Origin of the sequence: Labrenzia sp. THAF191a, assembly GCF_009363335.1 — a bacterium.
Taxonomy (GTDB): domain Bacteria; phylum Pseudomonadota; class Alphaproteobacteria; order Rhizobiales; family Stappiaceae; genus Roseibium; species Roseibium algicola.
This window is the reverse complement of record NZ_CP045333.1, coordinates 5,970,924-5,997,558: the sequence shown is the minus strand read 5'-3', so window position 1 is coordinate 5,997,558 and position 26,635 is coordinate 5,970,924. Positions and strand designations below refer to the sequence as shown.

The window sequence follows — 26,635 nt, the reverse complement described above, 5'->3', positions numbered from 1 at the left end:
TGCCGGTTGGGTCGCCCTATGTCACTTCCATATATTCTTATTGCGCTGCTGGTTCTGGCTGTCGCCGGATACATAGTCGGCCGCGGAAAAGCCTTAAGTTCTGCCGGAGGGGATGTGCGAGAGCTCCATTCCCTGCCTGGTTATTACGGCTGGAACGTCGTTGTTTCGATACTGGTTCCTGCCCTCCTGCTGCTCATTGCGTGGCTGATCTTCCAGCCCATCATTCTTGACAGTCAGGTTTCCTCCAAGATTTCCGAAGAGACCATTGCCGCAAGTTCGCTCGACCTCGTCATGAGCGACGTCGTACGTGTTGCCGAGGGTCTCGACCTTGCCGTTTCTCAAGGTGCCATGTCGGCCGACATGGCGTCTTCCATCCGTACCGATCTGACCGACGTGCGCAGCCGTCTCGGCGAGATAGGTGTCGCGCTCGGTTCCGAAGTGACCGCCGAAACGTTGCGGGCCGCGCAGACATACCGCAGCATCTCTGGCACAGGCCTGCTGTTACGGACAATCGCCGTTCTGGCGGTCGGCCTGATCGGTTTCGCTGTCGGTGTTCTGCGCACCAACAAGGATTTCCGTGCCCGCAACGTCGTGGAAACGGTCGTCCGCTATATCCTGATTGCAGCAGCCTCGATCGCCATCCTGACGACTGTCGGCATCGTGCTTTCGCTGATCTTCAACACGGTCGAGTTCTTCCGGCTCTATCCGGCCGCGGACTTCTTCTTCGGCCTGACCTGGGCGCCGAGCTTCGGCGGTGGATCGGAGCTGGGGATCGTGCCGCTGATCTGGGCGACCATGTATATCTCCCTGATCGCACTCGCCGTCGCCGTGCCTATCGGTCTGTTCGCTGCCATCTACCTGTCTGAGTATGCAACGCCGCACGTACGCGCCGTTGCCAAGCCGCTGCTCGAGATCCTGGCCGGTATTCCAACCATCGTTTACGGTCTCTTCGCGCTGCTCACAGTCGGCCCGCTTCTGATGAACGTCTTCGGCTCCGGCGGTGCGCTCGGCGTAAGCTGGATGTCCGGTGCTTCCTCGGTGTTCACCGCGGGCGCTGTCATGGGCATCATGCTGATCCCTTTCGTCAGCTCGCTCTCCGACGACATCATCAACGCTGTGCCGCAGGCCATGCGTGACGGTTCGCTCGGGCTTGGTGCCACCCATTCGGAAACCGTGAAGCAGGTCATTCTGCCGGCGGCCCTGCCGGGGATCGTCGGGGCCATCCTGCTCGCGGCCTCTCGCGCCATCGGTGAAACCATGATTGTTGTTCTGGGGGCCGGCGCGGCTGCCCGCCTCAGCATGAACCCGCTCGAAGCGATGACCACCGTGACCGCGAAGATCGTCAGCCAGCTCACCGGCGACGCCGACTTTGCCTCCCCGGAAGCCCTTGTCGCCTTCGCGCTCGGCATGACCCTGTTCGTCGTGACCCTGGGGCTCAACATCGTCGCGCTCTACATCGTGCGCAAATATCGGGAGCAGTACGACTAATGACCGACACGACCCTTACGCCACCGTCGGGCAAGACCAGCGCTCCGACCCCGCACAAGACCACGTCGATCCTCGAACTCGATCCGCTGACCAGAAAGCGCAACGCCGCTGAAGCGCGCTTCAAGCTCTACGGCATCATTGCCATCGGCATCGGCCTGTTCTTCCTCGTTGCGCTGCTGTGGGCAATTCTGTCCAACGGCCTTGGCGCCTTCAGCCAGACCTTCCTGAAGGTGGATGTACCGCTCAATCAGGAGCAGATTGCCGAAGCGGAAAAGTCGGTGGTCAAGACGTCCAAGTACCGGGCCATCATCGACGACGCCTTTGCCAAGGAACTCGCCGGTGCAAACATCACCACAGACATGTCGGAAAAAGACCTGCAAAAGCTGTTCTCGTCGGGTGCTGCCGCCACGGTCCGTGACTTTGCGCTTGCCAACCCGGACAAGATCGGTTCGACGGTAACCTTCGAGCTGATCGCCTCATCCCGTGTCGACGGCTACCTGAAGGGCCGCGTCAAGCGCGAGGATCTTGCCGAAGACAAGAATCTGGATGCGGCACACCTGGATCTGGCTGACCAGATGCAGTCCGCCGGCATTCTGGAGAAGCGCTTCAACTGGGCCTTCATCACCGGGACCGATGCTTCCGACAGCCGTCCGGAGCAGGCCGGCATCGGGGCGTCCATGATCGGGTCGCTGTTCATGATGCTGGTGGTGCTGTTCCTGTCGCTGCCGATCGGCGTGGCCGCTTCCATCTACCTGGAAGAGTTCGCTCCGCAGAACAAGTTCACAGATCTGATCGAGGTGAATATCTCCAACCTGGCCGCGGTTCCGTCCATCGTTTTCGGTATTCTCGGTCTGGCGGTGTTCATCCAGTTCATGCATCTGCCGCAATCCGCACCGCTGGTCGGTGGCCTGGTGCTGACGCTGATGACACTTCCGACGATCATCATCTCCACCCGCGCCTCCTTGAAGGCTGTTCCGCCGAGCATCCGCGATGCGGCCCTTGGCATTGGCGCCTCCAAGATGCAGTCGATCTTCCACCATGTCCTGCCGCTGGCAATGCCGGGCATTCTGACCGGCACGATCATCGGTCTGGCACAGGCGCTTGGGGAAACCGCTCCGCTGCTCCTGATCGGGATGGTCGGCTTCATCGCCTCCAATTTCCCGGACGGTGTGGCTGCCGGTTTCTTCTCTCCGAACTCGGCCATGCCGGCCCAGATCTACGAGTGGGCGAAACGTGCCGACCCGGCCTTCTATGAACGCGCTTGGGGCGGGATCATCGTGCTGCTGGTCTTCCTCATGACCATGAACATTATCGCTATCATCCTGCGCCGCAGGTTTGAACGCCGCTGGTAAGGATTGCTCCGATGAACGAGATGCCGAATTTTGAACAGGCGAAAACCATGACCGACAGCAAAATTTCCGCGAACAAGGTGCAGGTCTATTATGGCGATACCCACGCCATCAAGGACGTGGACATCGAGATCCAGCCGCGGTCCGTGACTGCCTTCATCGGTCCGTCCGGATGTGGCAAGTCAACGTTCCTGCGGACGATCAACCGTATGAACGACACCATCGACATCTGCCGTGTGGAAGGGTCGATCAAGATCGACGGTGAGGACATCTACGATCCCAAGGTCGATCCCGTACAGCTGCGTGCCAAGGTCGGCATGGTGTTCCAGAAGCCGAACCCGTTTCCCAAGTCGATCTACGACAACATTGCGTACGGTCCGCGGATCCATGGACTGGCCCGCAGCAAGTCCGAGCTTGATGAGATCGTTGCCTCCAGCCTGCAGAAGGCCGGACTTTGGGAAGAAGTCAAAAACCGTCTGGACGAGCCGGGCACCGGCATGTCGGGCGGTCAGCAGCAGCGTCTGTGCATTGCCCGCGCGATTGCCGTCAGCCCGGAAGTGATCCTGATGGACGAACCGTGCTCGGCACTCGACCCCATCGCGACCGCGAAGGTGGAAGAGCTGATCGACGAACTGCGGGAAAACTTCACCATCGTGATCGTGACCCACTCGATGCAGCAGGCTGCCCGTGTGTCTCAGCGTACCGCGTTCTTCCACCTGGGTATTTTGGTGGAGGAAGGTCTGACGGAGGACATCTTTACCAATCCGAAGGACAAGCGTACGCAGGACTATATTACGGGCCGCTTCGGCTAAGCATTTTTTAGGTTTCTGAAGGGGACACAGGATGTCTGAACATACAGTCTCGGCTTACGATGACGAACTGACGGCCATGGCCGGCAAGGTTGCCGAAATGGGTGGTATTGCCGAAAAGGCTTTCGCCGATGCGGTGTCCGCGCTGGTGTCGCAGGATCTGGAGCTTGCCAAGGCGACGATCAAGGGCGATGTCCGGCTGGACAGCCTTTACAACGAACTTGAAGTCAAGCTGATCGAGCTGATCGTCCGCCGCCAGCCTATGGGGCAGGACCTGCGTGAAATCACCGCTGCAACGCGCATTGCCAATGACCTGGAGCGTGTTGGCGATCTTGCAAAGAACGTTGCCAAGCGCGTCATCGCCATCGACAGCGACTTGCAGTCCAAGAAGCTCGCGATCGGTGTGGAGCACATGACGGAACTCGCTCTTTCGCAGCTCAAGCAGGTGCTGGATGCCTACGCCCGGAAGGATGCGGAAGCCGCCCGCCGGGTTCAGGAAGCCGATGCCGAGGTCGATGCGATCTACACGTCGATCTTCCGTGAACTCCTGACCTACATGATGGAAGACCCGCGGGTCATTACCCAGTGCGTCCATCTCTTGTTCTGCGCAAAGAACATCGAGCGCATCGGCGATCACGCGACGAACATCGCCGAGAACGTCTACTACATGGTCACTGGCGAGCGTTTGCCGGAAGACCGGGCAAAGGTCGACGAAACAGGCGCGGTCTGACCTGCTGGTAATCGTCGGATTTGCAGAAGATCTTAACGGCCGGCGCTTCGGCGCCGGTTGCGGTAATTGGAGCGAGATGTATGCCGAAGGTGCTCATCGTTGAAGACGAAGAACCGCTCAGCCTTCTATTGAGATACAATTTGGAAGCGGAAGGGTACTCGGTCGAGTCCTGTGTCCGGGGTGATGAGGCGGAAATCCGCCTGCGGGAAAGCCTGCCGGATCTGTTGCTGCTCGACTGGATGCTGCCGGGACTGTCCGGAATTGAACTGTGCCGCCGCCTGCGGGCGCGCGAAGACACCGAGCGCCTGCCGGTCATCATGCTGACGGCACGCGGTGAGGAAGCAGAGCGCATCCGCGGCCTGTCGACCGGTGCCGACGACTACGTGGTCAAGCCTTTCTCGGTACCGGAATTGATGGCCCGCGTGCGCGCCATCCTGCGCCGGGCAAGCCCGGAAGTGGTGTCCAGCATGTTGCGGTCGGGCGATATCGAACTGGATCGCGAAACGCACCGTGTTCGCCGCAACACCAAGGAAATACACCTGGGGCCGACGGAATTCCGCCTGCTGGAATTCCTGATGACATCGCCTGGCCGTGTCTTCTCCCGCGAACAACTGCTGGATGGGGTCTGGGGTCACGATGTCTACGTGGACGAACGCACTGTCGATGTTCACGTCGGTCGCTTGCGCAAGGCTCTGAACAAGGGCAAGGCGAAGGATCCTATCCGTACCGTCCGTGGTGCCGGATACGCCTTTAATGACCAGTTCACGGCAGTCGGCTGATTTCACCGGCCAACGCCCTGAATGAAGCCCGCCATTGGCGGGCTTTTTTGTCTTGCCCTCAAGTTTTTCATCACGGAGGAAACACCTCCGGGAACCAGCATGCCAGGCGGCGCGGTTGTACCGTTGTTGTTGATTGGCTAGCTTCGGGGTGGAGATCAGCCCGTTTTGAAAGTGAACTCATGACAGCGTTTGTGATCGGCCAGATGCAAATTCAAAATCGCGACTGGATGGCGGAGTACTTTGCAAGAATTCCAGACCTGGTTGCGGCACATGGAGGGCGGTTCCTTGTCCGTGGTGGCAATCCCAGCGGTCTTGAAGGGGATCTGTTGATCCCGGATGCAGCTTTTATCCTCGAGTTCCCTGACCGGGAAAGCGCTAACGATTTCTGGACTTCTGCGGAATTTCAAGATCTTGCGAAGCTGCGGCGCTCCGGTTCCAGGTTGAACGCGATCCTGGTCGATAGACTAGTCGAATAACCGGATGCCGTTAGCCTCGGGAGCGCGAGAGAAAGTCACACTTCCTGCGAGATTCCGAAAGCGGGTTTGCGACCAGTCATTGGCGATCGAAAGTGTGTTCAAGGAACGAAAAAAGCCCGCCAGATGGCGGGCTTTCTCATGAATTGGTTCGGTGCGAGGCTATCAGCCTGCCTGAGCCATCGTCTTGCGGTCGCGGCGGCGGTCGGCGACCGGCTGATACGCGATCTTGCAGTGATGAGCGCAGTAGGGGACGCCGGCATCGGACTGGCGGCCGCAGAAGTAGAAGTCGTCGGTTGCCGGGTCGCCAATCGGCCATTTGCAGGTCCGCTCGGTCAGCGTCAGGATCGTTGCCCGCTGCGAGATCGGAACAAGTTCTGCAATCGGCTCCACGCGCGGCTTGGCAGCCACCACTGGTGCAGGCGAGATGTCTGCTTTCAGGGCCGTTGCGCCGATCGACTGCGGATGTGACGTCGTCGGTTTCTTCGGCGCTGCACCCGTGGCAGGAGCTGCGGTGCGCGGCCGGCGCGGCTTGGCGCTTGAAGAGGTGGACTTGGCGCGGCCGGACAGGCCAAGGCGGTGCACCTTGCCGATCACGGCGTTACGGGTAACACCACCCAGTTCGCCTGCGATCTGGCTTGCGCTCAAGCCGTCGCCCCAAAGCTTTTTGAGAAGCTCAACTCGTTCGTTTGTCCAACTCATTGCCGCACCCTTTAGTTTGACCGTCCTGCGGCCATTAACCCCGTGTTAAGCATGCGCAAGCACGCTTAATGCTGGCAGATCTAGTGCCTCTTGGTGATTTGCCTCACGAGATCTCGTGTCTGATTGCTGAGAGGTTACAATAACGTTAATTTGTCAGGCAACCACTCGACCCAAACCAGTTGGGGATGAAACGACTTTTCCCCAATTATGGCGAGGTCATTGAGAATTTTATGAAATCCGCCCTCTGCGGCACATGAAATGTCTTGTGCGCCATTTCCATTGACAGTGCATGGTACCGGCAGTGTATAAGAAAGCCGCTGCGTGCCGCCTCATCGGGGCGGCACGTTGCGTTTTGGCCCTTCGGCATCTTTTCAAGGTGACGGCTCGGCGTCGGGGCGACGCAGGGACAGCAGGGGCGTTTAAAGGAGACAAACGAGGTTATGTCCGCGACTGCACTATTCGGAAATTACGCAAGATCGAACCTTTCTTTCGATCATGGGGAAGGCGTCTGGCTGGTTACCACCGATGGCCGACGATTCCTCGATTGCGGTTCCGGCATCGCGGTCAACGCACTCGGTCATGCCCATCCGCATCTGGTCAAGGCATTGCAGGATCAGGCAGCCAAGCTGTGGCATACCTCCAACCTGCACCAGATCCCGGATGGCGAACGGCTGGCGCAGCGCCTGTGCGCGGAAACCTTTGCCGACAAGGTGCTGTTCGTGAATTCCGGCGCGGAAGCGATGGAAGCTGCCATCAAATGCGCGCGCCGTTATCATTATGACAACGGCAACCCCGAGCGGTTCCACATCGTGACCTTCGAAGGCGCTTTCCATGGCCGGACCATCGCGACCATCGCGGCTGGCGGCCAGGCGAAATATCTTGAGGGCTTCGGCCCGAAGGCTCCCGGTTTCGATCAGGTGCCGGCAGGAGACCTGGATGCGCTGAAAGATGCCATCGGTCCGCAAACGGCCGCAATCGCGATCGAGCCCGTGCAGGGCGAGGGCGGGATCCGCGAAATTCCGGCCGATTTCCTGCGTGCGCTGCGCAAGATCTGTGATGACAACGGCATTCTGCTGATCTTCGACGAGATCCAGACCGGTGTCGGACGGACCGGCAAGCTGTTCGCTCACCAGTGGGCGGGCGTGGAACCGGACCTGATGGCAATCGCCAAGGGTATCGGCGGCGGGTTCCCGATGGGCGCATGTCTTGCAACGGCAGAAACGGCAGCGGCGCTGTCACCCGGGACCCACGGCACCACCTTTGGCGGCAATCCGCTGGCCATGGCAGTCGGCAATGCCGTTCTGGACGTCGTTCTGGAAGACGGGTTCCTGGAAGGTGTCCGTCAGAAGGGGCTCAGCTTCAAGCAGAAGCTGGCCGGACTGGTGGATAGCCATCCGGACGTTCTGGCGGAAGTGCGCGGCAACGGCCTGATGCTCGGTCTGAAATGCGTGGTGCCGGTAGCAGATTATGTGCTTGCAGCCCGTGAAGCCGGTCTGCTGGCAGTTCCTGCCGGCGATAACGTGGTGCGCATCATGCCGCCGCTGACCATGAGCGAAGAGGAAATTTCCATTGCTGTCGAGCGCCTGGAACAGGCTGCTGTCGCCGTGGAAGCGAAATTGGCGGAAGGAGCGGCCTGATGACCGCAAACGGAACCTACCGGAACTTTCTGGATCTGACGGACTTCGAAGGCGAAGAACTGCGCGCCATCCTGGACACCAGCCGGAAGATCAAGTCGAGCCGTAACGGCGTGCATCGCGGCCAGGGTCCTCTGGCGGGCAAGGTGCTCGCCATGATTTTCGAACAGCCGTCCACCCGTACGCGCATTTCCTTCGATGTCGGCATGCGTGAGCTTGGCGGCGAGACCTTGATGCTGACCGGTGCGGAAATGCAGCTCGGCCGCGGCGAGACAATCGCCGATACGGCGCGGGTTCTGTCACGCTTCGTCGACGCGATCATGATCCGCATCCTCGATCACAACGACCTGCGTGAACTTGCCGAAAATGCGACAGTGCCGGTGATCAACGGCCTGACCAAGCTCTCGCATCCCTGTCAGATCATGGCGGATCTGTTGACCTTTGAAGAGCATCGCGGTTCGATCAAGGGCAAGAGCGTTGCCTGGACCGGTGACAGCAACAACGTGCTCGCCTCCTGGATTCATGCCGCGCCGCGCTTCGATTTCGAATTGCGCATCGCGACGCCGGGCGAACTGGCGCCGCCGATGGACCTGATTGAAACTGCTCGTGCCAAGGGTGGTTCCATTCAGGTCACGACGGACCCATATGAGGCAGTCAAGGGGACCGACTGTGTCGTGACCGACTGCTGGGTGTCCATGGGTGATGATGATGCGGAATCGCGTCACAATCTCCTCAGCGCCTATCAGGTCAACAAGCGCCTGATGGCTGAGGCAAACCAGGACGCCCTGTTCATGCATTGCCTGCCGGCCCACCGGGGTGAGGAAGTCACCTCGGACGTCATGGACGGTCCCAACTCCGTTGTGTTTGACGAAGCCGAAAACCGGCTCCATGCCCAAAAGGGCATTCTGGCCTGGTGCTTCGGCGCAGCATAAGGCAAGCCAAGTGGCACTTAATCTTGATGAACTGGGCATTACGCCTGCAGGGCTGGACGCTGTCCGGCCCTTTGCCGTGGAAGGGCTCGATGTGCGCGGCCGGGCGGTCGCGCTTGGTCCTGTCCTGGAAAAAATTCTGGACCGGCATGCCTATCCGGAACCGGTCTCGCGCCTGCTGGCGGAAGCGATCGTTCTGACCAGCCTCTTGGGCACGTCGCTGAAATTCGACGGTCGCTTCACGCTGCAGACGCAGACGAAGGGGCCGGTGTCCATGCTGGTCGTCGACTTCAAGTCACCCGACGCAATCCGCGCCTGCGCAACCTTCAATGCTGCAGAAGTCGCGGCGCTGATGGCTGACGGCAAGGCGACGCAGGAGGCCCTTCTCGGCCACGGACATCTGGCGATGACCATCGACCAGGGAATGCACATGCAGCGCTACCAGGGACTGGTGGAGCTGGATGGTGTGTCGCTGGAAGAAGTCGCACGCCGGTACTTCGAGCGATCCGAGCAGATCCCGACAGAAGTTCGTCTTGGTGTCGGTGAACTGTTCACCCGCCAGGAAGGCGAGGGTCACGTGAAAACCTGGACAGCCGGCGGGATCCTGATCCAGTTCCTGCCGGAAGCGCCGGAACGCATGCGCCAGGCTGACATCGACCCGGGCAATGCCCCGGAAGGCACGAGCCCGCACGAGATTGACGAGGACGATGCCTGGGTGGAAGCCAAGGTACTTGTCGAGACGGTCAAGGATGTCGAACTGACAGATCCGGAAGTCAGCGTGGAAATGCTGCTCTTCCGCCTGTTTCACGAACGCGGCGTCCGCCTTTTCGAGCCGCAGCCGCTGGTCGACAAGTGCAGCTGCTCTCGCGAGAAGATCGAGAATGTTCTCGCCGGGTTCAGCGACGACGACGTCGACCACATGACTGTCGACGGCAAGATCATCGTCACCTGCGAGTTCTGCTGCACCAGCTACGAATTCGACGGCAAGCCCGGCCAGTAAGCCGGCCTGTCGTGAAATTCAAAAAGCCCGGATCGGAAACGGTCCGGGCTTTTTTCCTTGCTGCCTTGCGCGTAAGCCCTGGACTTGCGCTGCGCTTGTCCGGGCACGTAGTGGGTCCTAACTCGTGAGCCGATCCACGAATGCCCTGACTGCTTCGGCTGCCAGCTTGATGTTGCCGTCGAGTGTCGCCGGCGACTTGCCGCGCGGGCCGAAGTCATGGTTGCCATCTTCCAGATAGGTCAGGCTGACGTGAGCGGGCAGGGCGACTTCATCGAGTTCCGCCTTCGAGCCGAACGGATCCCGGTCGCCCTGGAGCACCAGAACCGGCCGTTTGGCGTCCTGCAGCGGCTGGAGCCGCCACTCGGCATCGGCCTTGCCGGTCGGGTGGAAAGGGTAGCCGAAACAGGCAACGCCCTTGGCGCGACCAGGCAACGAGCCGCCGCCCGCCAGCATCGCGGCGACCCTACCACCCATCGATTTGCCGCCGATCAGCAGAGGGCCGTCACTCTGGCTGAGGACAGATTGCAGGGCGGTCTGGAACTCGGCAATCAGCTTGTCGGCCCGGGGCGGCGGCTTTTTCGGGCCTCCCGTCCGGCGGCCGGCCATATAGGCAAATTCAAAGCGTGCGGCCGCAATGCCTTGGCTCGAGAGGGCTGCCGCGAGCTTGTTCATGAACGCTGAGTCCATGGCAGCGCCAGCGCCATGGGCCAGCAGCAGGGTTGCCACAGGTGGCGTTTCGGGGCGGGTCCAGAGAAAGTCGGTCATGATGATGTGATCTGTCGCGGCGGCAAGGAATGATATCAGGAGTATTGTCGTATCGCCCTATCGTGCCATCGGGACCGTGGCAAGCAGCATTAGTCAGGACGTTTCAAAAGACCCCATGTTTGACCAGATCGACATCAACCAGGTTCGCATGGCCTGTTTCGGCGGCATCTTTCTGATAATGGCGCTGTTGGAGGCGGGCTTGCCACGGCGGCGCCTGAAGAGCAGCCGTTTGAAGCGCTGGCCGACCAACTGGGGCATTGTTCTGCTTGATGCCCTTCTGGTGCGGCTGATCTTCCCCATCGGCGGTGTCGGCCTTGCAATGCTGGCACAGGAAAACGGTTGGGGTCTCTTTGCATTGCTCGGCTGGTCAGGTGTTGTGGCCGGTCTGATCACCTTTGTCGTGCTCGATCTTGCGGTGTGGTTTCAGCATCTGGTGTCGCACAAGGTTCCCCTGTTCTGGCGCATTCACCGCATGCACCATGCAGATAGTGAGGTGGACGCAACAACCGCGCTCAGGTTCCACCCGATCGAAATTCTGCTGTCCTTCCTCTGGAAAGGGGTGGTCATCATCGCCCTCGGCGGTCCTGTTGAAGCCGTGCTGATCTTCGAGATCGTTCTCAACGGTTCTGCGGTTTTCAGCCACGCCAATGTCCGCTTGCCGCTTTGGCTGGACCGCCCCTTGCGGTTTCTGATCGTCACTCCGGACATGCACCGCATTCATCACTCGGTGCTACCGCACGAGACGGATTCCAACTACGGATTCTACCTTTCGGTCTGGGACCGTCTGTTCGGAACCTACGTGGAAGATCCCGAGCAGGGACAGGAAACGATGGAAATCGGGCTCGGCGCCGCGCTCACACCGCGTGCGCATTCGTTTCCCTTCAGCCTGGCGATCCCGTTCCTGAAAAATCCGGACCGCCAGAAGGAGGCGCGCGTCGAGGACGCGAAAGGCCAAAGCTGACCTGGTCCCTTGTCGGGAATGGCCGGAAAAGTCAGAAGAAGCTCATGGGAAAATAGCGCAGGTAAAGCTCGCGGTAGATGCCCTTCTGGTGCAGCTGGCGCAAGGCATAGGTGAGGGCCGCAGCCCGTTCCGGGTCGTCCTGACGCGTCGCAATAGCCATGCCTTCGTCAAAATAGCCCGGCTCCAGCCACGGGCCGCCGGCAAAGGCACAGCAGCCATCTGCAGCTTCGCTCGGCAGCCAGAACGACAGGTTCAGGCCATCGCCGAACAAAGCATCGGCCGACCCGCCCTTGACCGCCTCACGTGTCGCCTCTGCGGTTTCCAGACTGATGATCTCGGCATCGGGAAAGAAGCGCTTGGCAAACGCCTCGTAGCGGGACCCGGCTTCAACGGCTATCCGCTTGCCGGTGAGAGCCTGCTCGTTGAAATCGGACGCGTTGTACGCTCGAACCACAAACCGCGCCGGCAGCTTCAGATAGTCTTCTGTGAAGTTGAGGCGGCGCGTGGAGGGGAGGCTGCGCGACAGGCCGGAGATGATCGCGTCACCTTCTTCTTCGTCCAGTGCAGGCAGAAGAACCTCGAAGTCCTTGATGCGCAGGGCGCAGGAACTTCCCAGCTCCTGGCAGAGAGCCCGCGCGAGATCGACATTGAAGCCGGTAAGACGGCCATGCTGGTCACGAAAGACGAAGGGCGGATATCCGTCGGTCGCCAGAAACTGGATCTTGTCCGGAATGGCATTCGGCCGGTCGTGGACGGCTTTCGGATCCCAGAAATTGGGAACGCGGACCGAAGCCTCCTGGGCTGAAGCCGACAGGATGCCGAGCGCCAAAGTCCCGAGCGCCAAAGTGCCAAGCGTCAGCAGCCCGGCTGCAACGCGGCAGATAGTCTTGAGTGGTGGCAGTGAAGCAGGCACGCGGACGTCTCGTTCCATATCAGGTCATGGTCGGCAATACGCGCCGGGAATCGTGCAGACAGAATATCGCGAACCGGCAGCGCTTGTCAGCCCGCTCCGTCGAAGATGGCACGAGGCATTCCTGAAAACAAACGCGTGAACTCTGACAGGCACAGCGTCGGCTGAATTCCGCGAAGTGCGGTCAGGTTTCCGGTTCCGGATCATAGGAGCGCAGGACGACGATCGTGTCGAAACCCTTGATGTCGTCTTCATAGAAATGCGCTTCGGTGAAAGTTGCATAGGCTTCCATGGAAGAGCACTGCACGGTTAGTACCAGATCGGCCGGACCTGTGACGTGGTAGATCTTTTTCACTTCCCGAAGCTTCAGTAACTTCTGTCGCAACTTCGCCATACGCTCCGGCTGTCCACGCGACAGCATGAGCATCACGAGCAAGGTGACGGAAGCGCCAGTTGCCTCCGGTGACACGATGGCCACTTCCCGCTCGATTGCCCCGACTTCTCTCAGGCGTTGCACCCTGCGCAGGCAGGCGGCAGACGACAGGCCAACCTTCTCGGAAAGCTCCTTGCCGGTCTGGCGGGCATCGAGACTGAGGAGATGCAGCAGCTGATGATCGAAATCGTCCAGATCCATGATGAGAAGTCCTGTTCGGTACAATTGTGCGGAAGTTTATCAAAAAATCTGAATTTTCGCGAAACTATCGCTGAAGTTCGAGAATTTCGCGCACTGTCCGTCGAGGACTTTTTCTAAGCTTGCACCTGTCCCGTTGGAAAGGAGCAAAACAGATGACCGATCACCTTGTACCCCTGCACCTGGCACGCGTCCGTAGAGCCGGTCTCGGTGCTGCCGTCTTGCACTTTGCGCTGAAGTGCCTGCGCCGTCGGCGCGATATGGCCCACCTGGCGGATCTGCCCGACTACCTCCTGAAGGATGTTGGCCTCAGCCGTGCAGATGTCCGGACCCCCCCACAGGTCGGCGAAACGCTGCGCTGAAGAAAAGTCACTGAAAAATTCGGGAATTGGATTGGTTGTTTGGAGCGGGTGAGGGGAATCGAACCCCCGTCTTAAGCTTGGGAAGCTTCTGCTCTACCATTGAGCTACACCCGCCGAACCTGATGAGCTTTCTGCGCCGACTTGCCCGACCTGTCAAGCACGCTTCTCTGATGGGTAGATGCTTTTCCAAAGCGCTGCGATCTTGCGCTGCGACGCTGAAATCGCCATGTTCCGGCCCGGGCAGTGCGGTACGCACGAAAAGACATCAAACCGGGTCATATATATGCGAAATCAGGTCAGGGCGCTGGTCACCTCACGCAACTGGGAAGTCTGCATCATCGGCGTTATCGTTTTGAACGCGGTGACGCTCGGTCTGGAGACCAGTCCTGCTGTCATGGCAGAGGTAGGCAGTTTCCTCAGGCTGGTCGATCAGGTGATCCTGGGCATTTTCGTCGTTGAACTGGCTCTGCGGCTCTATGCCCATGGCCTGAAGTTCTTCAAGGACCCCTGGAGCCTCTTCGACTTCAGCATCGTTGCAATCTCGCTGATGCCGGCAACAGGCAACCTGTCCGTTCTGCGGTCGCTGCGAATCCTGAGGGCTCTGCGCCTCATTTCCGTCGTACCGTCCCTGCGCCGTGTTATCGGCGGGCTGGTGGCCGCCCTGCCGGGTATGGGCTCCATCGTCGTGCTGATGGCGCTGGTCTTTTACGTCTTCGCCGTCATGGCGACCAAGCTCTATGGCGAAGCCTTTCCGGAATGGTTCGGCAATCTCGGCGCATCGCTCTACACGCTGTTCCAGGTCATGACACTGGAAAGCTGGTCCATGGGCATCGTGCGTCCGGTCATGGATGTCTATCCCTATTCCTGGCTGTTCTTTGTCCCCTTCATCCTGTGCACGGCCTTCACGGTTCTGAACCTCTTCATCGGTATTATCGTCTCTGCCATGCAGGAGGAGCACGAGGCCGAAGCAGACGCCAACCGCCAGGCGATCCATGACGACACAGGCCTGATCCTGGAAGAGGTCAGGGCGCTTCGAGCAGAACTGAAAGAGCTGAAGGCGGAAGCCGGCAAGACGCGGACGTAAGACCTGCGACGCTTGATGCTGGTGATCATTCGGGTGACCTATCGGCGCGGTTTTGCTCTCCAGCAACGGGCAGGAGGGGGCGTGCATCCCGCATGGGTGAGGAGAGCCGTAGTCGGTCGGCTACTTGGCGAGTAGTGCAATTGCTTTGTCTAACAGATCCGGCTCTCAACTCCCGCTGATGCGACGTCGGCCCGGGATATCCAACCATCCGTTCGTCATTGCCGAACTTGATCCGGCAATCCAAGCCGTGATTTCGGTCGAACGGCACAAGGCTGTTTGGTGAGGAAACGGCATGGATCCCATGGTCTCGCCATGGGATGACGTAAGCGACTGTCGGCTATTTGAGGGGGGCAATCAGCCTCATTCGGAAAAGTTGGAAAGAACTTCCCGACTTGGAGACCTTATAGCTCTGCCAGAACCTCTTCGGGCCCTTCGACCGTCAGCGTCACTCCGTCTTCGGTGTAGTCGCGGGTCATCACCGTCAGGCCGAGGGTCTCGATCCGCCGTTCCAGTTCCGATCCGGAAGCAAAATCTGCGCGAACTGTTTTCGACAGTATCTTTCGAAACGGTATCAGGTCGGCGTTGTTGATCGCATCCTGCGCCGCGCCGGAATAGGCCCGGGCGAGGCCCCCACCGCCGAGTTTCGTTCCGCCGAAATAACGCACGATCAGAACAGCGCAGTTGATCAGTTCGGCGCCTTGCAGCACGCGCAATGTTGGCATGCCGGAGGTGCCAGCGGGTTCGCCGTCGTCCTTGCCGCTCTCCTCAATCCGGTCGTCCTCCAGAAGTCTCCGGTGCGCCGTGACGATGTGATTGGCTTTCTTGTGCTCCTTGCGCAGCTCTTCCATCCGCTGGTCGAACATGTCCACCGGCACCAGATGCGCCAGAAAGCGGGACTTCCGGTCTTCCAGAAATCCTTCAAACTCACGGGTGACGGTATTCAGGGCCATCGGCGGTCAGGCGGGTGCCTTGAAGTGCTTGGACAGCTTGAGTGCCTGGCCCTGATAGTTGGAGCCGATGCCTTCACCGTAGAGCGTCGCCGGGCGCTCCGCCATGTGCTCATAGACCAGACGGCCAATGGTCTGGCCATGTTCCACGATGAACGGGACATCATGCGAGCGGACTTCGAGAACCGCACGCGAGCCGACACCACCGGCGCTGGCGTGGCCAAAACCGGGGTCGAAGAAGCCAGCGTAATGGACGCGGAATTCGCCGACGAGCGGATCGAACGGCACCATTTCGGCGGCATAGTCCGGCGGCACATGCACCGCTTCCTGGCTGACCAGAATATAGAATGCATCCGGATCGAGGATCAGCTCCGCCCGTTGGCGGCGATAGATAGGCTCCCAGAAATCGAGGACGTCCTGCGCGCCGACGACATCCACATCGATCAGTCCGGAGTGTTGCTTGGCGCGATATCCGATCAGGCTGTCGGGTCCGGTCCCTTCCAGATCGATGGAGAGCTGCACACCATTGCCGATGCGCTCGTTGCCGCCGCTCATCAGCGTGTGGGCCTTGTGGACCTCTTCCAGTTCCGCATCGGGAATGAGCGATTGACCGCGCCGGAAGCGGATCTGGCTGAGGCGGGACCCGGACCGCACGAGGATCGGAAAGGTCAGCGGCGAGATTTCGGCATAAAGCGGACCGGTGTAGCCGGCCGGAATGGTGTCGAAGGCAAGACCGTTGTCTGTGATGACACGCGTGAAGACGTCCAGGCGACCGGTCGAGCTTTTCGGGTTGGCAGTTGCGGAAATGTCGGGAGCCAGGGCGAGGCTTTCCTGCAGCGGCACGATATAGACGCAGCCAGTTTCAAGGACGGCACCTTCGCTCAGGTCGACCGTGTGCAGTTTCATCTGCTCAAGCCGAGCCGCTACCTGGATGTCGGGGCCCGGCAGGAAGCTGGCACGCACCCGGTAGGCTTCCTTGCCCAGGCGCAGGTCGAGGCTGGCAGGCTGTATCTGACCGGTGACAGGCGGTGCGTCCGCTGAAATCTCTCCGGCGGCGAACATGGCCTGGATTACCCGTTCCGGCAGAATGCCGTTTGCTGTGAGAAGTGCGCTTCCGTTCAAGACCTGACCCGCTGTGACGTTCATGAAGATGTTCCGCATTATGCTGGTCTATGGTCATTAAAGGATCGGGCCGCCCGCGCCAACAGGCATTCTGGCAGAACGGGGCTTTTGAGGCGAACGTGCGCAAGACAATTGACCTGTGCCTGCTTTTCCCGTAGGACAGGCTCACTTCGTGGTGATTTGGGCCGGCCGGCTTGCAGCCACGTTAAACAAGTTGCTAAAAAGGCCGGAGGTGAGAACCCCGGTCTTGAGGCTGGGGTTTTTTGCGTTTGGAGCGAATGAAAGACATGACTGAGACCACCAAGACCGGAAACAAGAACTGGCGCCCTGCAACCACCCTGGTTCATGGCGGCACCATGCGGTCACCGTTTGGTGAGACCTCGGAGACCATCTACCTGACCCAGGGCTTCACCTACAGCGGTGCCGAAGCTGCCGAGGCCAGGTTCAATGGCGAGGATCCGGGTTATGTCTATTCCCGCTATGCCAACCCGACCGTCACCATGTTCGAGGACCGCATCAAGGCACTGGAAGGGGCTGAGGCTGCGCGGGCAACCGCCAGCGGCATGGCGGCCGTCAATCTGGCGCTGATGGCAGCGGTAAGGGCAGGCGATCACGTGATTGCCGCCAAGGCCCTGTTCGGCTCCTGCCGCTATATTTGCGAAACACTGCTGCCGCGCTTCGGCGTTGAAAGCACGCTGGTAGACGGAACGGACATCGAGCAGTGGAAGGCGGCTGTACGGCCGAACACCAAGGCCCTGTTCCTGGAAAGCCCGACCAACCCGACGCTGGAAGTCATCGACATCGAGGCCGTGGCACAGATCGCCAAGGAAGCCGGTGCCCGTCTGATCGTCGACAACGTGTTTGCGACCCCGCTTTATCAGTCGCCGTTTCAGCTCGGTGCCGACGTGGTCGTCTATTCGGCCACCAAGCACATCGATGGCCAGGGCCGGTGCCTCGGCGGTGTGATCCTGTCGGACGAGGAATGGATCAACGACGAGGTCATGCCCTTCATCAAGCATACCGGTCCGCACATGAGCCCCTTCAGTGCCTGGGTCCTGTTGAAGGGCCTGGAAACGCTACCGCTGCGCGTTGCGCGCCAGACGGAAACGGCGGGCAGGATTGCCGACTATCTGGCAAGCCAGTCCAAGGTCGCGCGGCTGATCTATCCGGGCCGGGACGACCACCCGCAGGCCGATGTCGCCAAACGCCAGATGAGCGGTGGGTCCACCATGTTGGCGATGGAAATCGAAGGCGGCAAGGAAGCGGCGTTCCGTTTCACAAACGCGCTGGAAATCGTCAAGATCTCCAATAACCTGGGCGACGCCAAGAGCCTGATCACCCATCCGGCGACGACCACGCACCAGTCGATCGGCGAGGAAGCCCGGGAGGAACTCGGCATCACCGATGGTATCCTGCGGCTTTCAATCGGTCTGGAGGATCCGCAGGATCTGCTGGAAGATATCGAGAAGGCACTCCAGGCGATCTAACGGCCTGTCTGCCGCAACGCCTTCACGCCAATGAGCACCCGGGCGCCGGCGGACACGAAGCATATCGCGGCAAAACCGTAGGCAAGCGCAGGAAACCAGGCGGGAACCAGGGCCATCAGCAGGAATAGCGCGATGGTCTCGGTGCCTTCGGCCAGCCCGCCTATGTAATAGAGCGATTTGGAGCCCTGAGCGTCGGTGGTCAGCTTGTTCTTCTCCGCCATGATGGCAAAGGCCAGAAAGGCCGATCCGTTGGCGTAGAAGCTGGCAAGAAGTGCCACCGCCGGCAACGCGTTGCTGGCCGGGTCCTGTATGGCAAAGGCCAGAGGGATTGCGCTGTAGAAGAAGAAATCCAGTGTGATGTCGAGGTAGCCGCCAAGATCCGTCTTGGCCGTTGCCCGGGCCAATGCGCCATCGAGACCGTCTGCAAATCGGTTGACCACGATCAGGAACAAGCCGATCAGGGTATGACCCGTTGCGATAGCGATGGCTGCCCCCATGCCGGCAGCAAAGCCCGCCAAGGTCACGCTGTTGGCAGTAAGCCCCGTGCCGGCAAGGATCAGGCCCAACCGGTTCAGCGGCGGATCGATCAGCGGGCGCAGGTGGGCATCGAACATGTAGAGATCACTGTTTTGGGTCTGACAGATGGTGTTCTTGCAAAATCCGGCCTCAAATCTCAAGCAATTCCGGCCTCATATGTCACAACCCTCTTTCACGCTTGCGTCATTCGCCCTATAAGCCCCTCCTGAACGAGCGGGCACCACCCGTGGAAGTCGCTTCGGACCGGTCTATTTCAAGGTTCGCAGTTCTGAAATTAAGGAAAAGCCGTGTCTGGCAGTTACACCGCCATCACCCAAGGGATCGAAGTCTCCGTCGAGCCGTTTTATCTGGACGATGAATCGCGTCCGGAAGAGAGCGAGTATATCTGGGCGTATATGGTCGAGATCCACAACGGTGGCAGCGAACCGGTGCAGCTGAAGACGCGTTACTGGCAGATAACCGATGCCAGGGGGCGCCAGGAAGAAGTCAGCGGCGAGGGCGTAGTCGGTGAACAGCCGGTGATAGAGCCCGGCGAGACCTATGAATATTCGTCGCACTGCCCGCTTTCGACCGACAGCGGCATCATGGCCGGGTCCTACTCGATGGAACGTCCGGACGGCTCCATGTTCGACGTCGTCATTCCGGCGTTTTCACTCGATCTGCCGGATGCGATCCACAGCCTGAATTGAGGCTATCAACCGATCAGATACTGAGAAGTCCGCCGACAAAGCCGATCAGCAGCCACAAGATCCACTTGCGGCGGTTGAAGGCCGTCAGCAACGTGACCGCGAGTATTCCGAAGATCAGATAGAGGATATGGCCGGCAAAGCCGGTGCCGAGCACCCATGCGAAAAGATCCGGATCCCGGTTCTTTGCCAGATGGAAATGGTCTTCGGCAAACATCACCAGCGCGTCAGCTGCAAGGCCGCAGATGAAACCTGCAAAGGCAATCATCATTCGCGTGCCCCAGTTCGCCTGCTTTGGAGCGGTGCGAACCTGCACGTACCGGACAGCATAAGGCATGGGGCGCTGTACGCGCAGCCTCTGGCGGCGCCGCCTCAGTGGATAGCGCACACTTGTCCGCTCTCCGATTGCCTGATTGCTCATGTCCCCGTCTCCGCACTGAAGGACCTACAGGTCCCGGCAGCCCACAAGCGTGCTGTCCCCGCACCGGTGATAAGGTGCGGCGGATTGAAGGACCGAAAACAAAAAGGGTTCAATTTGAACGATCTGGTGAAGTTGAAAGGGTGTTTGCTGTTGAGGCCTGTTCCTTGATCCAGATTGTCATGGTGTCCAGCGCGCCCGGTGCGTAGGCACGGCGCCCCAGGACCATGAACAAGGCCTTTGACCAGGATGGCATTTGCCCCTCGAGCTGGTAGTTGAAGGCTTCCGCCCGCAGCAGCGCATGGGTTGCTTCCGGGACGATCACGAAGCGGTTGGCGGGATTGTTGTCCGTCAGGATCTTTCGATAGATGCCGGAATTGAAACGAGGATCGACATTGAGGTCCTCTGCTCCGTGCAGTGTCAGAACGGGCGAGGAGATACGGACAAGGGAGGCGGTCGAGTCGGAAGCCGCATTCCGGCGCGCAAATGTGAAGCGATCTTCCGACATCGGAACCCTGTCCATGCCGCTGTCGAGATAGTCCTGATAGGAAAAATCCCTGTCTAGAAACTTTTGTCCGTCTTTTGCGTCCTGCGCGAGGGCCTTGTCGATCGTCTTGCTGTCCGCACCTGCAAGCTCCAGCCTGCGCCGAGTATAATACACAGCCTGCCGCAGCCAATTGACGGCTCCGCCGACAATCACGAAGAAATCGCCCTGCGCTGGCTCTTCCGCCAGAATGGGCAAAACCCACCCCGCCTGGGAAAAGCCGAGAAATCCGGCTGGAGACGTCTTCAATTCGGGCTGTTCTTTTGCGGTCGCAAGGGCCGTTGCCGCAAGGCGGGCTCGCTCTTCCATGGAAAAGGACAGCCAGTCGCCCTGGCTTTCGCCGACGCCCGGCTTGTCCCAGGAATAGACGGCAAGACCACTGTCCAGAAGACGGCTGATGAGAGGCATGTACCCACCGCCGGAATAGCGGTCGGCGGGCCCGTCCCCGTGAACGATCAGGACCAGAGGCGGGTTTGCGGGTCGAGGATCTTGCAGGCGGGGCAGATGCAACGTTCCGGCGACGGAATATCCGTCGAAGGAAAAGGCTATCGGCCGGGTTTCGTATTCAGAAAGATCGAAATCCTGAAGGCCCTGGAAAATCAGGAAAACACCTGCCAGGACGGTAATCGATACCGCCCCGGCCCAGGCGAGGGCCTTCGTTGCTTTCAAATACCTGCTCCGAGAGGATCAGATGGTCCGGTGACGGGCAATCGCACCGCGCTCGATTGCGGCAACGGTGAGTTTGTCGAGTTTGAAGCGGTCGCGCAGAAGCTGAAGGATGCGCAATTCTTCCTTCTCGACGTGGAGATCGGCAGCCGCGACTTCAACCCCAAGCGCATATGCGGTGTCGTAAAGCCTTGCCGGCAGGACGTCGCCAACCAGCTCCAGCACCAGCTGCAAGCCGTTGTCTTCCTGCAGGATGTCGCCGCAGCGCTGGGCTGCCGGGATGATCCGGTTGCCGTCATAGCCATTGAAAACGGGCAGCATCTTGATCATGTCGCCGATGGTGGCCAGTTCGTTGTCGGTCATCTGGTTGTCCGACGCCGAGACGATAACCATCACGTAGATAAGGGCTTCCTGTACGCTGATCGGCTCGTTCATAGACACTATTCATTCTCCCGTAGCGCCAAAAGACGGAAAATTTCTTCTTGATCGTGCGCCCGATGTAACGGGTTGGAAGACAAGCTTCAAGTCACCGCTACGAGACAATCGATTGACCGGAGTTAACCGCTTTTTTCCGGCGCGATATCTCCGCGGGCGGAAAGAGTTCGCAAAGCCCGAGATTTCGGTCAACTTAGCTGTGTTCATGTGATTGCACATAGAGGCGCGTTGATCTAGTGTCGCGCCGCAGCAACCGGCCGAAAAGTCAAAAAACCGACCCGGTTGCATTCCATCCATTCTCATGAACAGAACGACTTGAAAAATGACCGATCAATCCCTGCCTCCGCTTGACCTTTCGCAAGAGTTTGTCGAGGCGGCCACGAAATCGAAAGCGTGGCCGTTCGAAGAAGCGCGAAAACTGGTCAAACGGATCGAGAAACGGGGAACGGACAAACCGGTTCTGTTCGAAACGGGCTATGGCCCGTCCGGCCTGCCGCACATCGGCACCTTCGGCGAAGTTCTGCGCACCACCATGGTGCGCACGGCGTTTCGGCTGCTGACCGAAGACAAGATTCCGACGCGGCTGCTGTGCTTCTCCGACGACATGGACGGCATGCGCAAGATCCCGGAAAACGTGCCGGACCGCGCAGCGCTTGAGCCATATCTGCAGATGCCTCTGACGGCGGTGCCGAACCCCTTCGGCGGCGACTATGAAAGCTTTGCCGAGCACAACAACGCCATGCTGCGCCGGTTCCTGGATACCTTCGGCTTCGATTATGAATTCGCCAGCGCGACCGAATACTACAAGGCCGGCAAGTTCGATGACGTGCTGCTCCGGGCGACCGAGAAGTACCAGAAGATCATGGACGTGATGCTGCCGACGCTCGGCGCGGAACGTCAGGCGACCTATTCGCCCTTCCTGCCGATCTCGCCGACGTCCGGCCGTGTGCTCTACGTGCCCATGAAGGACGTCAACTCGAAGGACGGCACAATCACCTTTGCGGACGAGACGGGCGAGGACATCACGCTGCCGGTTACCGGCGGCAAGGTGAAGCTGCAGTGGAAGCCCGACTTCGGCATGCGCTGGGCTGCGCTTGACGTCGATTTCGAGATGTTCGGCAAGGATCATATGACCAATGCGCCGATCTACGACAAGATCTGCAACATCCTGGGCGGGACCGCTCCGGAACACTTCGTCTACGAACTGTTCCTGGACGAAAAGGGCGAGAAGATCTCCAAATCCAAGGGCAACGGTCTGACCATCGACGAGTGGCTGACCTACGCTGCACCGGAAAGCCTTGCGCTCTACAATTTCCAGAAGCCGAAGACGGCCAAGAAGCTCTATTTCGACGTCATTCCGAAGGCGGTGGACGAGTATTACACCTTCGTCCAGAAGTACGAGCAGATGCCGGTGGAGCAGAAGCTGCAGAACCCGGCCTGGCACATTCATTCGGGCAACATTCCGAAGATCGACATGCCGGTGCCCTTCGCCATGCTGTTGAACCTTGTGTCCGCCTCCAACGCGGAAAACAAGGACGTGCTGTGGGCATTCATCTCCCGCTACGCTCCGGGCGTGACGGCGTCGACCCATCCGGAACTGGATGCGCTTGTCGGCTATGCGATCCGCTACTTCGACGATTTCGTCAAACCCGCCAAGTCGTTCAAGGTGCCGGACGATGTCGAGCGTACCGCGCTGGAAAAGCTGGACGAAACCCTGGCAGCCCTGCCGGCCGATGCGGATGGCGGTGCCATCCAGGATGCGGTGCTGGACGTTGCCCGGTCCATCGAGCGTTATCAGGACCCGTCCAAAAAGGGTCCCGATGGTGGTCCTGGCGTATCCGTCGTCTGGTTCTCTGCGCTTTACCAGCTTCTGCTCGGGCAGGAAAAGGGACCGCGCTTCGGGTCTTTCGTTGCTCTTTACGGCATTGCCGAAACGCGTGAGATGATCCGCAAGGCACTGGCTGGCGAACTGACAGCCTGATTATCAGACTTCAGGAAAAGCGGCGCACCAGCGCCGCTTTTTTTGTTTTCAGTTTTGCTCTCCGGCGGAAGAAGCGCGGTATCAGTCTTTGCCGGCAATCGTTCTGACGCGCTCCGTGCTGGCATCCAGCCCTTCACTGATCAGATCCGAAACACCCAGTTCCTTCAGCTTGATGAGACCGGCGGCGGTCGTTCCGGCGTAGTCGACCATCTCCTGAACATGTTCCGCCGGAGATCTGGTGTCACCGGCCATGATTTGCCCGGCCGACAGGATCAGCTGTTTTGCGGCGCGTTCGGCAATATGCCTGTCGATACCGTTTGACCTTGCATAGTCAACAATGCAGTCGGCGAAGAAGGCCGCAAATCCCGGTACCGGACCGGTTATGGCGGTGAAGACCTCGATCTGCTGTTCGTCCTGGACTTCATCACTCGGGCCACAGGCCGACAACAGCGACTGGACGAGGTCCCTGTCTTCCTGCGAAAGCGACGAAGCCGCACACCAGGGGGAGTAGGCCAGCTGCTTGCCCGCCGCCGGGCTCGACATGGCACGAACGACCTTTTCCGAGCCTGTGAGGGCTTTGAGCCTCTCACGCGAGACACCCGCCATGACCGATAGGATCAGTTTGCCGGGCGCCGAAATCCTGACCGTATCGACAAGCGCTGGTGGAACCGACAGAAGGATGACATCACAGCCGTCAGCCAGAAGCTGATTGGATGCGGTGAAGGTGATCTCCGGCCAGCTTTCGAAGCCCGCGGCGGTTCCGGAGCGATTGGATATCCAGAGCTGGCGAGGTTCGACACAGCCGCTTTCCAGCCAAGCCGTTGCGATGGCGCTGCCGAGTTGCCCGGTTCCACCGATGATGCCGACCTTGATTTCTCCAGTCATGAATACTCCAGCTCCGGGACTTCCGAACTCCGAAGCCTAATACCAATCAGGAAAAATAAGAAACCGGCTGATCGCAATTGAGCAGAGGTCTGTCAGCAGGTCTGCCTGCATCCAGTGGTGTGAATGGCTGTAGCAGCCGTTCATTCAAACGTGCATGGCGATAAAGCTGGATAAGGTGCCCAAGGGTGCACCTTATCCTAGTTGTCAGCAGGCGTGTCCCGCGAAGATCATTTGTTTTCGTCGAAGAACTGGACGCCCGCCCTGGTGCCGTCCACCCAGATGATATGGCCAAGGCGCTCCTTGCCATCGCATCGGATGCAAACGGTCTTGCCTGCCTTGGCATCCCTTATGCCCTTCAAGCCCACACCGGTCACGGACACGTTTTCCAGCTCCACCGTCTGGGCTCCCCCGTCCAGCAGAACTTCGGCCTTCTTGCCGACGTCCTGTCTTGGCGACTTGCGGGGTTCGGCATCCGCCAGATCGGTTTCCATGGCGGCGGCAAGAACTGTAAGGCCCTTGAGAACTTCCTTGCTGGCCTTGTCTAGGTCAACGAGTGCCGCGAAAGCTTCCGTGGTATTGCCTTGTTCAGTGGCATGCAGCGCCCGGTGACCCGCTTCGTGAACCGCCTTGTGAGGAGCGATCAGGTTGCGGAACGCTGGATGTGATTTGATCTTCTCGTTCTTGATCGAGTCGTACCACTTGCCAAGACGGCAATGATGATGGTCGGGCATGCCGGAAGTTGCCCAGTCGTCGTGGCCGGTCACCGTATCGACGACACGTTTCTTGAACAGGACGTGGTCGATCCGAGCCATTTCCAGCAAGGACTTGTCAGAGTTGGCATCAAAGAAGTTTTTCGCTGCTCCGCTGAAACTGTCGTTGCTCTGCTTCAGAACGCGCTGCATGGCACCGAGTTGCTGATCCGTATTCCGGTTCGATTCAGCGACATTGGCGACATTGCGTGCAATTTCGTGACTGGCTTCTTTCTGCTGGTGCAGGATGCCCGTTATCTGGGTGACCCGTTCGGAGACATTGCCAACCATCCCGTCGATGGATTGCATGAGTTCATTGGCGGCCGCGATGGCATCCTCGCCATTCTGGATGGCGCCTTCGGAGCTCTGGATGGCTGTCTGGATTGTTTCCATGCCAGCGGTCAGTGCTTCGATCCGCTGTGCGATGTCTTCCGTCGCCTTGCCGGTCTGCGAGGCGAGGGTTTTGACTTCCGATGCAACAACGGCAAAGCCTTTGCCGGCTTCTCCTGCACGGGCGGCTTCAATGGTGGCATTCAGCGCCAGAAGATTGGTCTGGTCTGCGATGGATTGAATGACTGACAGGAATTCGCCGATCTGCGAAGCAGCTTCGCTGAGGTCTGACAGGCTCTGCGCGGTTTGCCGGGACGTTGAGGAAATATCGCCGATAGCACTCGATACGGCCGACATCTTGTCCAGACCATCCTTGGCGGCGTTGTTTGTTTGAACGGCTTCGTTGGCCGCGCCTTCGCTGTTTTCGGAAATCTGGCCGATGGAGGCGACAAGCTGGTCCGCCGCGGCGGAAATCGACTGGCCGTTCGCGTTGGCTTCCTGGGTATTGCGCGACAACAACGCCATCGACATCACGATTTCATTCAGCTCGCTGATGGTGTTTGCGGTCGTGCGAAGGTTCTCCAGCCCGATCGTATCCCGCATTTCAGCGTCTTCAATACGGCGCTGTTCAGTTTCGAACGCGCGTTGTGCAAGGATCATGTCCAGAAAGAACCGTGTCACCACGGCCTGCATCTCGGAAACCATGGCCTTTTGCGAGAACCGGTGCTTCTTGACGATGACAGGAAGGATTTCGTTCAACAGCCGGCCAAACGCGGACATCAGCCATTCGGCCTTCAGCCCGATCTTTACGTGAGCTTGACCGATACGCGCAGCCTGTCCGATGAACTCCAGGTCCGGGTCGTGATTGAAGATGTATTCCCAGTGTTTGGTTTGCGCGTTTTTGAGAGGAACGGTGTTCTTCTCATGCGTTCCCATTTTCTGGCGCAGCTCTTCTTGCGAAAGGAGCTCTACGTAGAAGCGATCCAGAATGGCTGGAAGGTGTTTTTGAAGAGTGTTCCAAGCCGTCTGCGCAGAAGCTGTATTGCTTCCGGAACTGGACATGAACTTGATATATTTTGCGATATTGTCAGTTTCGACAGTGTTCTTGGGGGCAGGTGCGCTCATATTTCTTTGGTCCTCGTCACGGACTGATAATGTTTGAGCCACTTTCCCTTAAGGGCGTAAATATAGTTCTAATCGTAGGCGCCTGAAATTCTATGTATTTACCCTATTCGCCAAAGG

The 26,635-nt window shown here is 59.3% G+C and carries 27 protein-coding genes, 1 tRNA gene and 1 riboswitch; of the genes, 15 read left to right on the top strand and 13 right to left on the bottom strand.

Annotated features, from left to right (window positions below):
- Positions 1-18: 18 nt before the first annotated feature.
- The 6 genes from pstC to FIV05_RS27490 all read left to right on the top strand — a co-directional run bounded on the left by pstC (position 19) and on the right by FIV05_RS27490 (position 5,631).
- Positions 19-1,488 (top strand): phosphate ABC transporter permease subunit PstC, encoded by a 1,470-nt coding sequence (pstC, locus tag FIV05_RS27515; RefSeq protein ID WP_152511713.1) that lies wholly within the window; start codon positions 19-21, stop codon positions 1,486-1,488.
- Positions 1,488-2,840 (top strand): phosphate ABC transporter permease PstA, encoded by a 1,353-nt coding sequence (pstA, locus tag FIV05_RS27510; RefSeq protein ID WP_152511712.1) that lies wholly within the window; start codon positions 1,488-1,490, stop codon positions 2,838-2,840. Before pstC ends, pstA begins: the two co-directional genes overlap by 1 nt.
- 11 nt (positions 2,841-2,851) lie before the next feature.
- On the top strand, positions 2,852-3,649 hold the full coding sequence (gene pstB / locus FIV05_RS27505; RefSeq protein ID WP_152511711.1) for a phosphate ABC transporter ATP-binding protein PstB: 798 nt from the start codon (positions 2,852-2,854) through the stop codon (positions 3,647-3,649).
- Positions 3,650-3,680: 31 nt separating this feature from the next.
- On the top strand, positions 3,681-4,376 hold the full coding sequence (gene phoU, locus FIV05_RS27500) for a phosphate signaling complex protein PhoU (protein WP_023001814.1): 696 nt from the start codon (positions 3,681-3,683) through the stop codon (positions 4,374-4,376).
- An 80-nt stretch (positions 4,377-4,456) separates the two neighbouring features.
- The gene (gene phoB, locus FIV05_RS27495) at positions 4,457-5,155 is read left to right on the top strand and encodes a phosphate regulon transcriptional regulator PhoB (RefSeq protein ID WP_152511710.1); all 699 of its coding nucleotides are present in this window, start codon (positions 4,457-4,459) and stop codon (positions 5,153-5,155) included.
- A gap of 179 nt (positions 5,156-5,334) precedes the next feature.
- Positions 5,335-5,631 carry a DUF1330 domain-containing protein gene (locus FIV05_RS27490; protein ID WP_152511709.1) on the top strand — a complete coding sequence of 99 codons (297 nt, stop codon included), beginning with the start codon at positions 5,335-5,337 and terminating at the stop codon, positions 5,629-5,631.
- 162 nt (positions 5,632-5,793) lie between these two features.
- Here FIV05_RS27490 and FIV05_RS27485 read toward each other — a convergent pair whose 3' ends face one another.
- Positions 5,794-6,330, bottom strand: a complete 537-nt coding sequence (locus FIV05_RS27485) for a GcrA family cell cycle regulator (RefSeq protein WP_023001812.1) — start codon at positions 6,328-6,330, stop codon at positions 5,794-5,796.
- Positions 6,331-6,770: 440 nt separating this feature from the next.
- Here FIV05_RS27485 and FIV05_RS27480 point away from each other — a divergent pair, with 440 nt between their 5' ends.
- Genes FIV05_RS27480 through FIV05_RS27470 form a run of 3 tightly spaced genes read left to right on the top strand, consistent with a single transcriptional unit; the run spans position 6,771 to position 9,893 of the window.
- Positions 6,771-7,967, top strand: coding sequence for an aspartate aminotransferase family protein (locus tag FIV05_RS27480; RefSeq protein ID WP_152511708.1), 1,197 nt, complete (start codon positions 6,771-6,773; stop codon positions 7,965-7,967).
- Positions 7,967-8,896: an ornithine carbamoyltransferase gene (gene argF / locus FIV05_RS27475; protein ID WP_152511707.1), complete on the top strand. Its 930-nt coding sequence runs from the start codon at positions 7,967-7,969 to the stop codon at positions 8,894-8,896. The genes FIV05_RS27480 and argF overlap by 1 nt, the downstream gene beginning before the upstream one ends.
- Positions 8,897-8,906: 10 nt before the next feature.
- Complete coding sequence (locus tag FIV05_RS27470) at positions 8,907-9,893, top strand: Hsp33 family molecular chaperone (protein ID WP_152511706.1); 987 nt, start codon at positions 8,907-8,909, stop codon at positions 9,891-9,893.
- 117 nt (positions 9,894-10,010) lie between these two features.
- On the opposite strand, the gene FIV05_RS27465 is transcribed toward FIV05_RS27470, so the two are convergent.
- Positions 10,011-10,658, bottom strand: coding sequence for an alpha/beta family hydrolase (locus FIV05_RS27465; RefSeq protein WP_152511705.1), 648 nt, complete (start codon positions 10,656-10,658; stop codon positions 10,011-10,013).
- A 115-nt stretch (positions 10,659-10,773) separates the two neighbouring features.
- On the opposite strand from FIV05_RS27465, the gene FIV05_RS27460 reads away from it, so the two are divergent.
- On the top strand, positions 10,774-11,619 hold the full coding sequence (locus tag FIV05_RS27460; protein WP_152511704.1) for a sterol desaturase family protein: 846 nt from the start codon (positions 10,774-10,776) through the stop codon (positions 11,617-11,619).
- Positions 11,620-11,650: 31 nt separating this feature from the next.
- Here FIV05_RS27460 and FIV05_RS27455 read toward each other — a convergent pair whose 3' ends face one another.
- Together FIV05_RS27455 and FIV05_RS27450 are read right to left on the bottom strand one after the other, a co-directional pair.
- Entirely contained in the window at positions 11,651-12,532 is an 882-nt protein-coding gene (locus FIV05_RS27455) for a transporter substrate-binding domain-containing protein (protein ID WP_209009807.1), read from the bottom strand.
- A gap of 181 nt (positions 12,533-12,713) precedes the next feature.
- On the bottom strand, positions 12,714-13,163 hold the full coding sequence (locus FIV05_RS27450; RefSeq protein WP_031269661.1) for an Lrp/AsnC family transcriptional regulator: 450 nt from the start codon (positions 13,161-13,163) through the stop codon (positions 12,714-12,716).
- A gap of 152 nt (positions 13,164-13,315) precedes the next feature.
- Here FIV05_RS27450 and FIV05_RS27445 point away from each other — a divergent pair, with 152 nt between their 5' ends.
- Positions 13,316-13,522: a DUF1127 domain-containing protein gene (locus tag FIV05_RS27445; RefSeq protein ID WP_152511703.1), complete on the top strand. Its 207-nt coding sequence runs from the start codon at positions 13,316-13,318 to the stop codon at positions 13,520-13,522.
- 40 nt (positions 13,523-13,562) lie between these two features.
- Here FIV05_RS27445 and FIV05_RS27440 read toward each other — a convergent pair.
- Positions 13,563-13,636 (bottom strand) — tRNA-Gly (locus FIV05_RS27440).
- Between the two features lie 169 nt (positions 13,637-13,805).
- On the opposite strand from FIV05_RS27440, the gene FIV05_RS27435 reads away from it, so the two are divergent.
- Complete coding sequence (locus tag FIV05_RS27435; RefSeq protein ID WP_031269660.1) at positions 13,806-14,606, top strand: ion transporter; 801 nt, start codon at positions 13,806-13,808, stop codon at positions 14,604-14,606.
- A 401-nt stretch (positions 14,607-15,007) separates the two neighbouring features.
- Here FIV05_RS27435 and FIV05_RS27430 read toward each other — a convergent pair whose 3' ends face one another.
- Positions 15,008-15,556 (bottom strand): YigZ family protein, encoded by a 549-nt coding sequence (locus FIV05_RS27430; protein ID WP_152511702.1) that lies wholly within the window; start codon positions 15,554-15,556, stop codon positions 15,008-15,010.
- Between the two features lie 6 nt (positions 15,557-15,562).
- Positions 15,563-16,699 (bottom strand): 2'-deoxycytidine 5'-triphosphate deaminase, encoded by a 1,137-nt coding sequence (locus FIV05_RS27425; protein ID WP_062491861.1) that lies wholly within the window; start codon positions 16,697-16,699, stop codon positions 15,563-15,565.
- Between the two features lie 138 nt (positions 16,700-16,837).
- Positions 16,838-16,917, top strand: a riboswitch (SAM riboswitch).
- A 45-nt stretch (positions 16,918-16,962) separates the two neighbouring features.
- On the opposite strand from FIV05_RS27425, the gene FIV05_RS27420 reads away from it, so the two are divergent.
- Positions 16,963-18,162 (top strand): O-succinylhomoserine sulfhydrylase, encoded by a 1,200-nt coding sequence (locus tag FIV05_RS27420; protein ID WP_152511701.1) that lies wholly within the window; start codon positions 16,963-16,965, stop codon positions 18,160-18,162.
- Here the strand turns inward: FIV05_RS27420 and FIV05_RS27415 are convergent.
- Positions 18,159-18,776, bottom strand: coding sequence for a CDP-alcohol phosphatidyltransferase family protein (locus tag FIV05_RS27415; RefSeq protein WP_152511700.1), 618 nt, complete (start codon positions 18,774-18,776; stop codon positions 18,159-18,161). The genes FIV05_RS27420 and FIV05_RS27415 overlap by 4 nt on opposite strands.
- A 210-nt stretch (positions 18,777-18,986) precedes the next feature.
- Between FIV05_RS27415 and apaG the strand changes: the two genes are divergently transcribed.
- Entirely contained in the window at positions 18,987-19,388 is a 402-nt protein-coding gene (gene apaG, locus FIV05_RS27410; RefSeq protein WP_023001798.1) for a Co2+/Mg2+ efflux protein ApaG, read from the top strand.
- 13 nt (positions 19,389-19,401) lie between these two features.
- On the opposite strand, the gene FIV05_RS27405 is transcribed toward apaG, so the two are convergent.
- The 3 genes from FIV05_RS27405 to FIV05_RS27395 form a co-directional block, all read right to left on the bottom strand.
- Positions 19,402-19,806, bottom strand: a complete 405-nt coding sequence (locus FIV05_RS27405; protein ID WP_152511699.1) for a hypothetical protein — start codon at positions 19,804-19,806, stop codon at positions 19,402-19,404.
- 109 nt (positions 19,807-19,915) lie between these two features.
- Positions 19,916-21,016 carry an alpha/beta hydrolase gene (locus FIV05_RS27400; RefSeq protein WP_152511698.1) on the bottom strand — a complete coding sequence of 367 codons (1,101 nt, stop codon included), beginning with the start codon at positions 21,014-21,016 and terminating at the stop codon, positions 19,916-19,918.
- A gap of 18 nt (positions 21,017-21,034) precedes the next feature.
- Entirely contained in the window at positions 21,035-21,448 is a 414-nt protein-coding gene (locus tag FIV05_RS27395) for a tellurite resistance TerB family protein (RefSeq protein ID WP_152512098.1), read from the bottom strand.
- Between the two features lie 322 nt (positions 21,449-21,770).
- Between FIV05_RS27395 and FIV05_RS27390 the strand changes: the two genes are divergently transcribed.
- Positions 21,771-23,429, top strand: coding sequence for a lysine--tRNA ligase (locus FIV05_RS27390; protein WP_152511697.1), 1,659 nt, complete (start codon positions 21,771-21,773; stop codon positions 23,427-23,429).
- A gap of 81 nt (positions 23,430-23,510) precedes the next feature.
- Here FIV05_RS27390 and FIV05_RS27385 read toward each other — a convergent pair whose 3' ends face one another.
- Together FIV05_RS27385 and FIV05_RS27380 are read right to left on the bottom strand one after the other, a co-directional pair.
- Positions 23,511-24,314, bottom strand: a complete 804-nt coding sequence (locus tag FIV05_RS27385; protein ID WP_152511696.1) for a pyrroline-5-carboxylate reductase dimerization domain-containing protein — start codon at positions 24,312-24,314, stop codon at positions 23,511-23,513.
- A 227-nt stretch (positions 24,315-24,541) separates the two neighbouring features.
- A complete protein-coding gene (locus FIV05_RS27380; RefSeq protein WP_152511695.1) occupies positions 24,542-26,518 on the bottom strand; it encodes a methyl-accepting chemotaxis protein in 1,977 nt (658 codons plus the stop codon).
- Positions 26,519-26,635 lie beyond the last annotated feature (117 nt).

What these genes read in the sequence shown, in the direction of transcription:
- pstA (WP_152511712.1), top strand. Translation starts at nt 1,488, where the DNA reads ATGACCGACACGACCCTTACGCCACCGTCGGGCAAGACCAGCGCTCCG.
- FIV05_RS27405 (WP_152511699.1), bottom strand. Translation starts at nt 19,806, where the DNA reads ATGAGCAATCAGGCAATCGGAGAGCGGACAAGTGTGCGCTATCCACTG.
- FIV05_RS27425 (WP_062491861.1), bottom strand. Translation starts at nt 16,699, where the DNA reads ATGAACGTCACAGCGGGTCAGGTCTTGAACGGAAGCGCACTTCTCACA.
- pstB (WP_152511711.1), top strand. Translation starts at nt 2,852, where the DNA reads ATGAACGAGATGCCGAATTTTGAACAGGCGAAAACCATGACCGACAGC.
- FIV05_RS27420 (WP_152511701.1), top strand. Translation starts at nt 16,963, where the DNA reads ATGACTGAGACCACCAAGACCGGAAACAAGAACTGGCGCCCTGCAACC.
- pstC (WP_152511713.1), top strand. Translation starts at nt 19, where the DNA reads ATGTCACTTCCATATATTCTTATTGCGCTGCTGGTTCTGGCTGTCGCC.
- FIV05_RS27390 (WP_152511697.1), top strand. Translation starts at nt 21,771, where the DNA reads ATGACCGATCAATCCCTGCCTCCGCTTGACCTTTCGCAAGAGTTTGTC.
- FIV05_RS27465 (WP_152511705.1), bottom strand. Translation starts at nt 10,658, where the DNA reads ATGACCGACTTTCTCTGGACCCGCCCCGAAACGCCACCTGTGGCAACC.
- FIV05_RS27385 (WP_152511696.1), bottom strand. Translation starts at nt 24,314, where the DNA reads ATGACTGGAGAAATCAAGGTCGGCATCATCGGTGGAACCGGGCAACTC.
- FIV05_RS27490 (WP_152511709.1), top strand. Translation starts at nt 5,335, where the DNA reads ATGACAGCGTTTGTGATCGGCCAGATGCAAATTCAAAATCGCGACTGG.
- FIV05_RS27435 (WP_031269660.1), top strand. Translation starts at nt 13,806, where the DNA reads ATGCGAAATCAGGTCAGGGCGCTGGTCACCTCACGCAACTGGGAAGTC.
- FIV05_RS27450 (WP_031269661.1), bottom strand. Translation starts at nt 13,163, where the DNA reads ATGGATCTGGACGATTTCGATCATCAGCTGCTGCATCTCCTCAGTCTC.
- FIV05_RS27415 (WP_152511700.1), bottom strand. Translation starts at nt 18,776, where the DNA reads ATGTTCGATGCCCACCTGCGCCCGCTGATCGATCCGCCGCTGAACCGG.
- argF (WP_152511707.1), top strand. Translation starts at nt 7,967, where the DNA reads ATGACCGCAAACGGAACCTACCGGAACTTTCTGGATCTGACGGACTTC.
- FIV05_RS27445 (WP_152511703.1), top strand. Translation starts at nt 13,316, where the DNA reads ATGACCGATCACCTTGTACCCCTGCACCTGGCACGCGTCCGTAGAGCC.
- phoB (WP_152511710.1), top strand. Translation starts at nt 4,457, where the DNA reads ATGCCGAAGGTGCTCATCGTTGAAGACGAAGAACCGCTCAGCCTTCTA.
- FIV05_RS27430 (WP_152511702.1), bottom strand. Translation starts at nt 15,556, where the DNA reads ATGGCCCTGAATACCGTCACCCGTGAGTTTGAAGGATTTCTGGAAGAC.
- FIV05_RS27480 (WP_152511708.1), top strand. Translation starts at nt 6,771, where the DNA reads ATGTCCGCGACTGCACTATTCGGAAATTACGCAAGATCGAACCTTTCT.
- FIV05_RS27460 (WP_152511704.1), top strand. Translation starts at nt 10,774, where the DNA reads ATGTTTGACCAGATCGACATCAACCAGGTTCGCATGGCCTGTTTCGGC.
- FIV05_RS27485 (WP_023001812.1), bottom strand. Translation starts at nt 6,330, where the DNA reads ATGAGTTGGACAAACGAACGAGTTGAGCTTCTCAAAAAGCTTTGGGGC.
- FIV05_RS27380 (WP_152511695.1), bottom strand. Translation starts at nt 26,518, where the DNA reads ATGAGCGCACCTGCCCCCAAGAACACTGTCGAAACTGACAATATCGCA.
- FIV05_RS27395 (WP_152512098.1), bottom strand. Translation starts at nt 21,448, where the DNA reads ATGAACGAGCCGATCAGCGTACAGGAAGCCCTTATCTACGTGATGGTT.
- phoU (WP_023001814.1), top strand. Translation starts at nt 3,681, where the DNA reads ATGTCTGAACATACAGTCTCGGCTTACGATGACGAACTGACGGCCATG.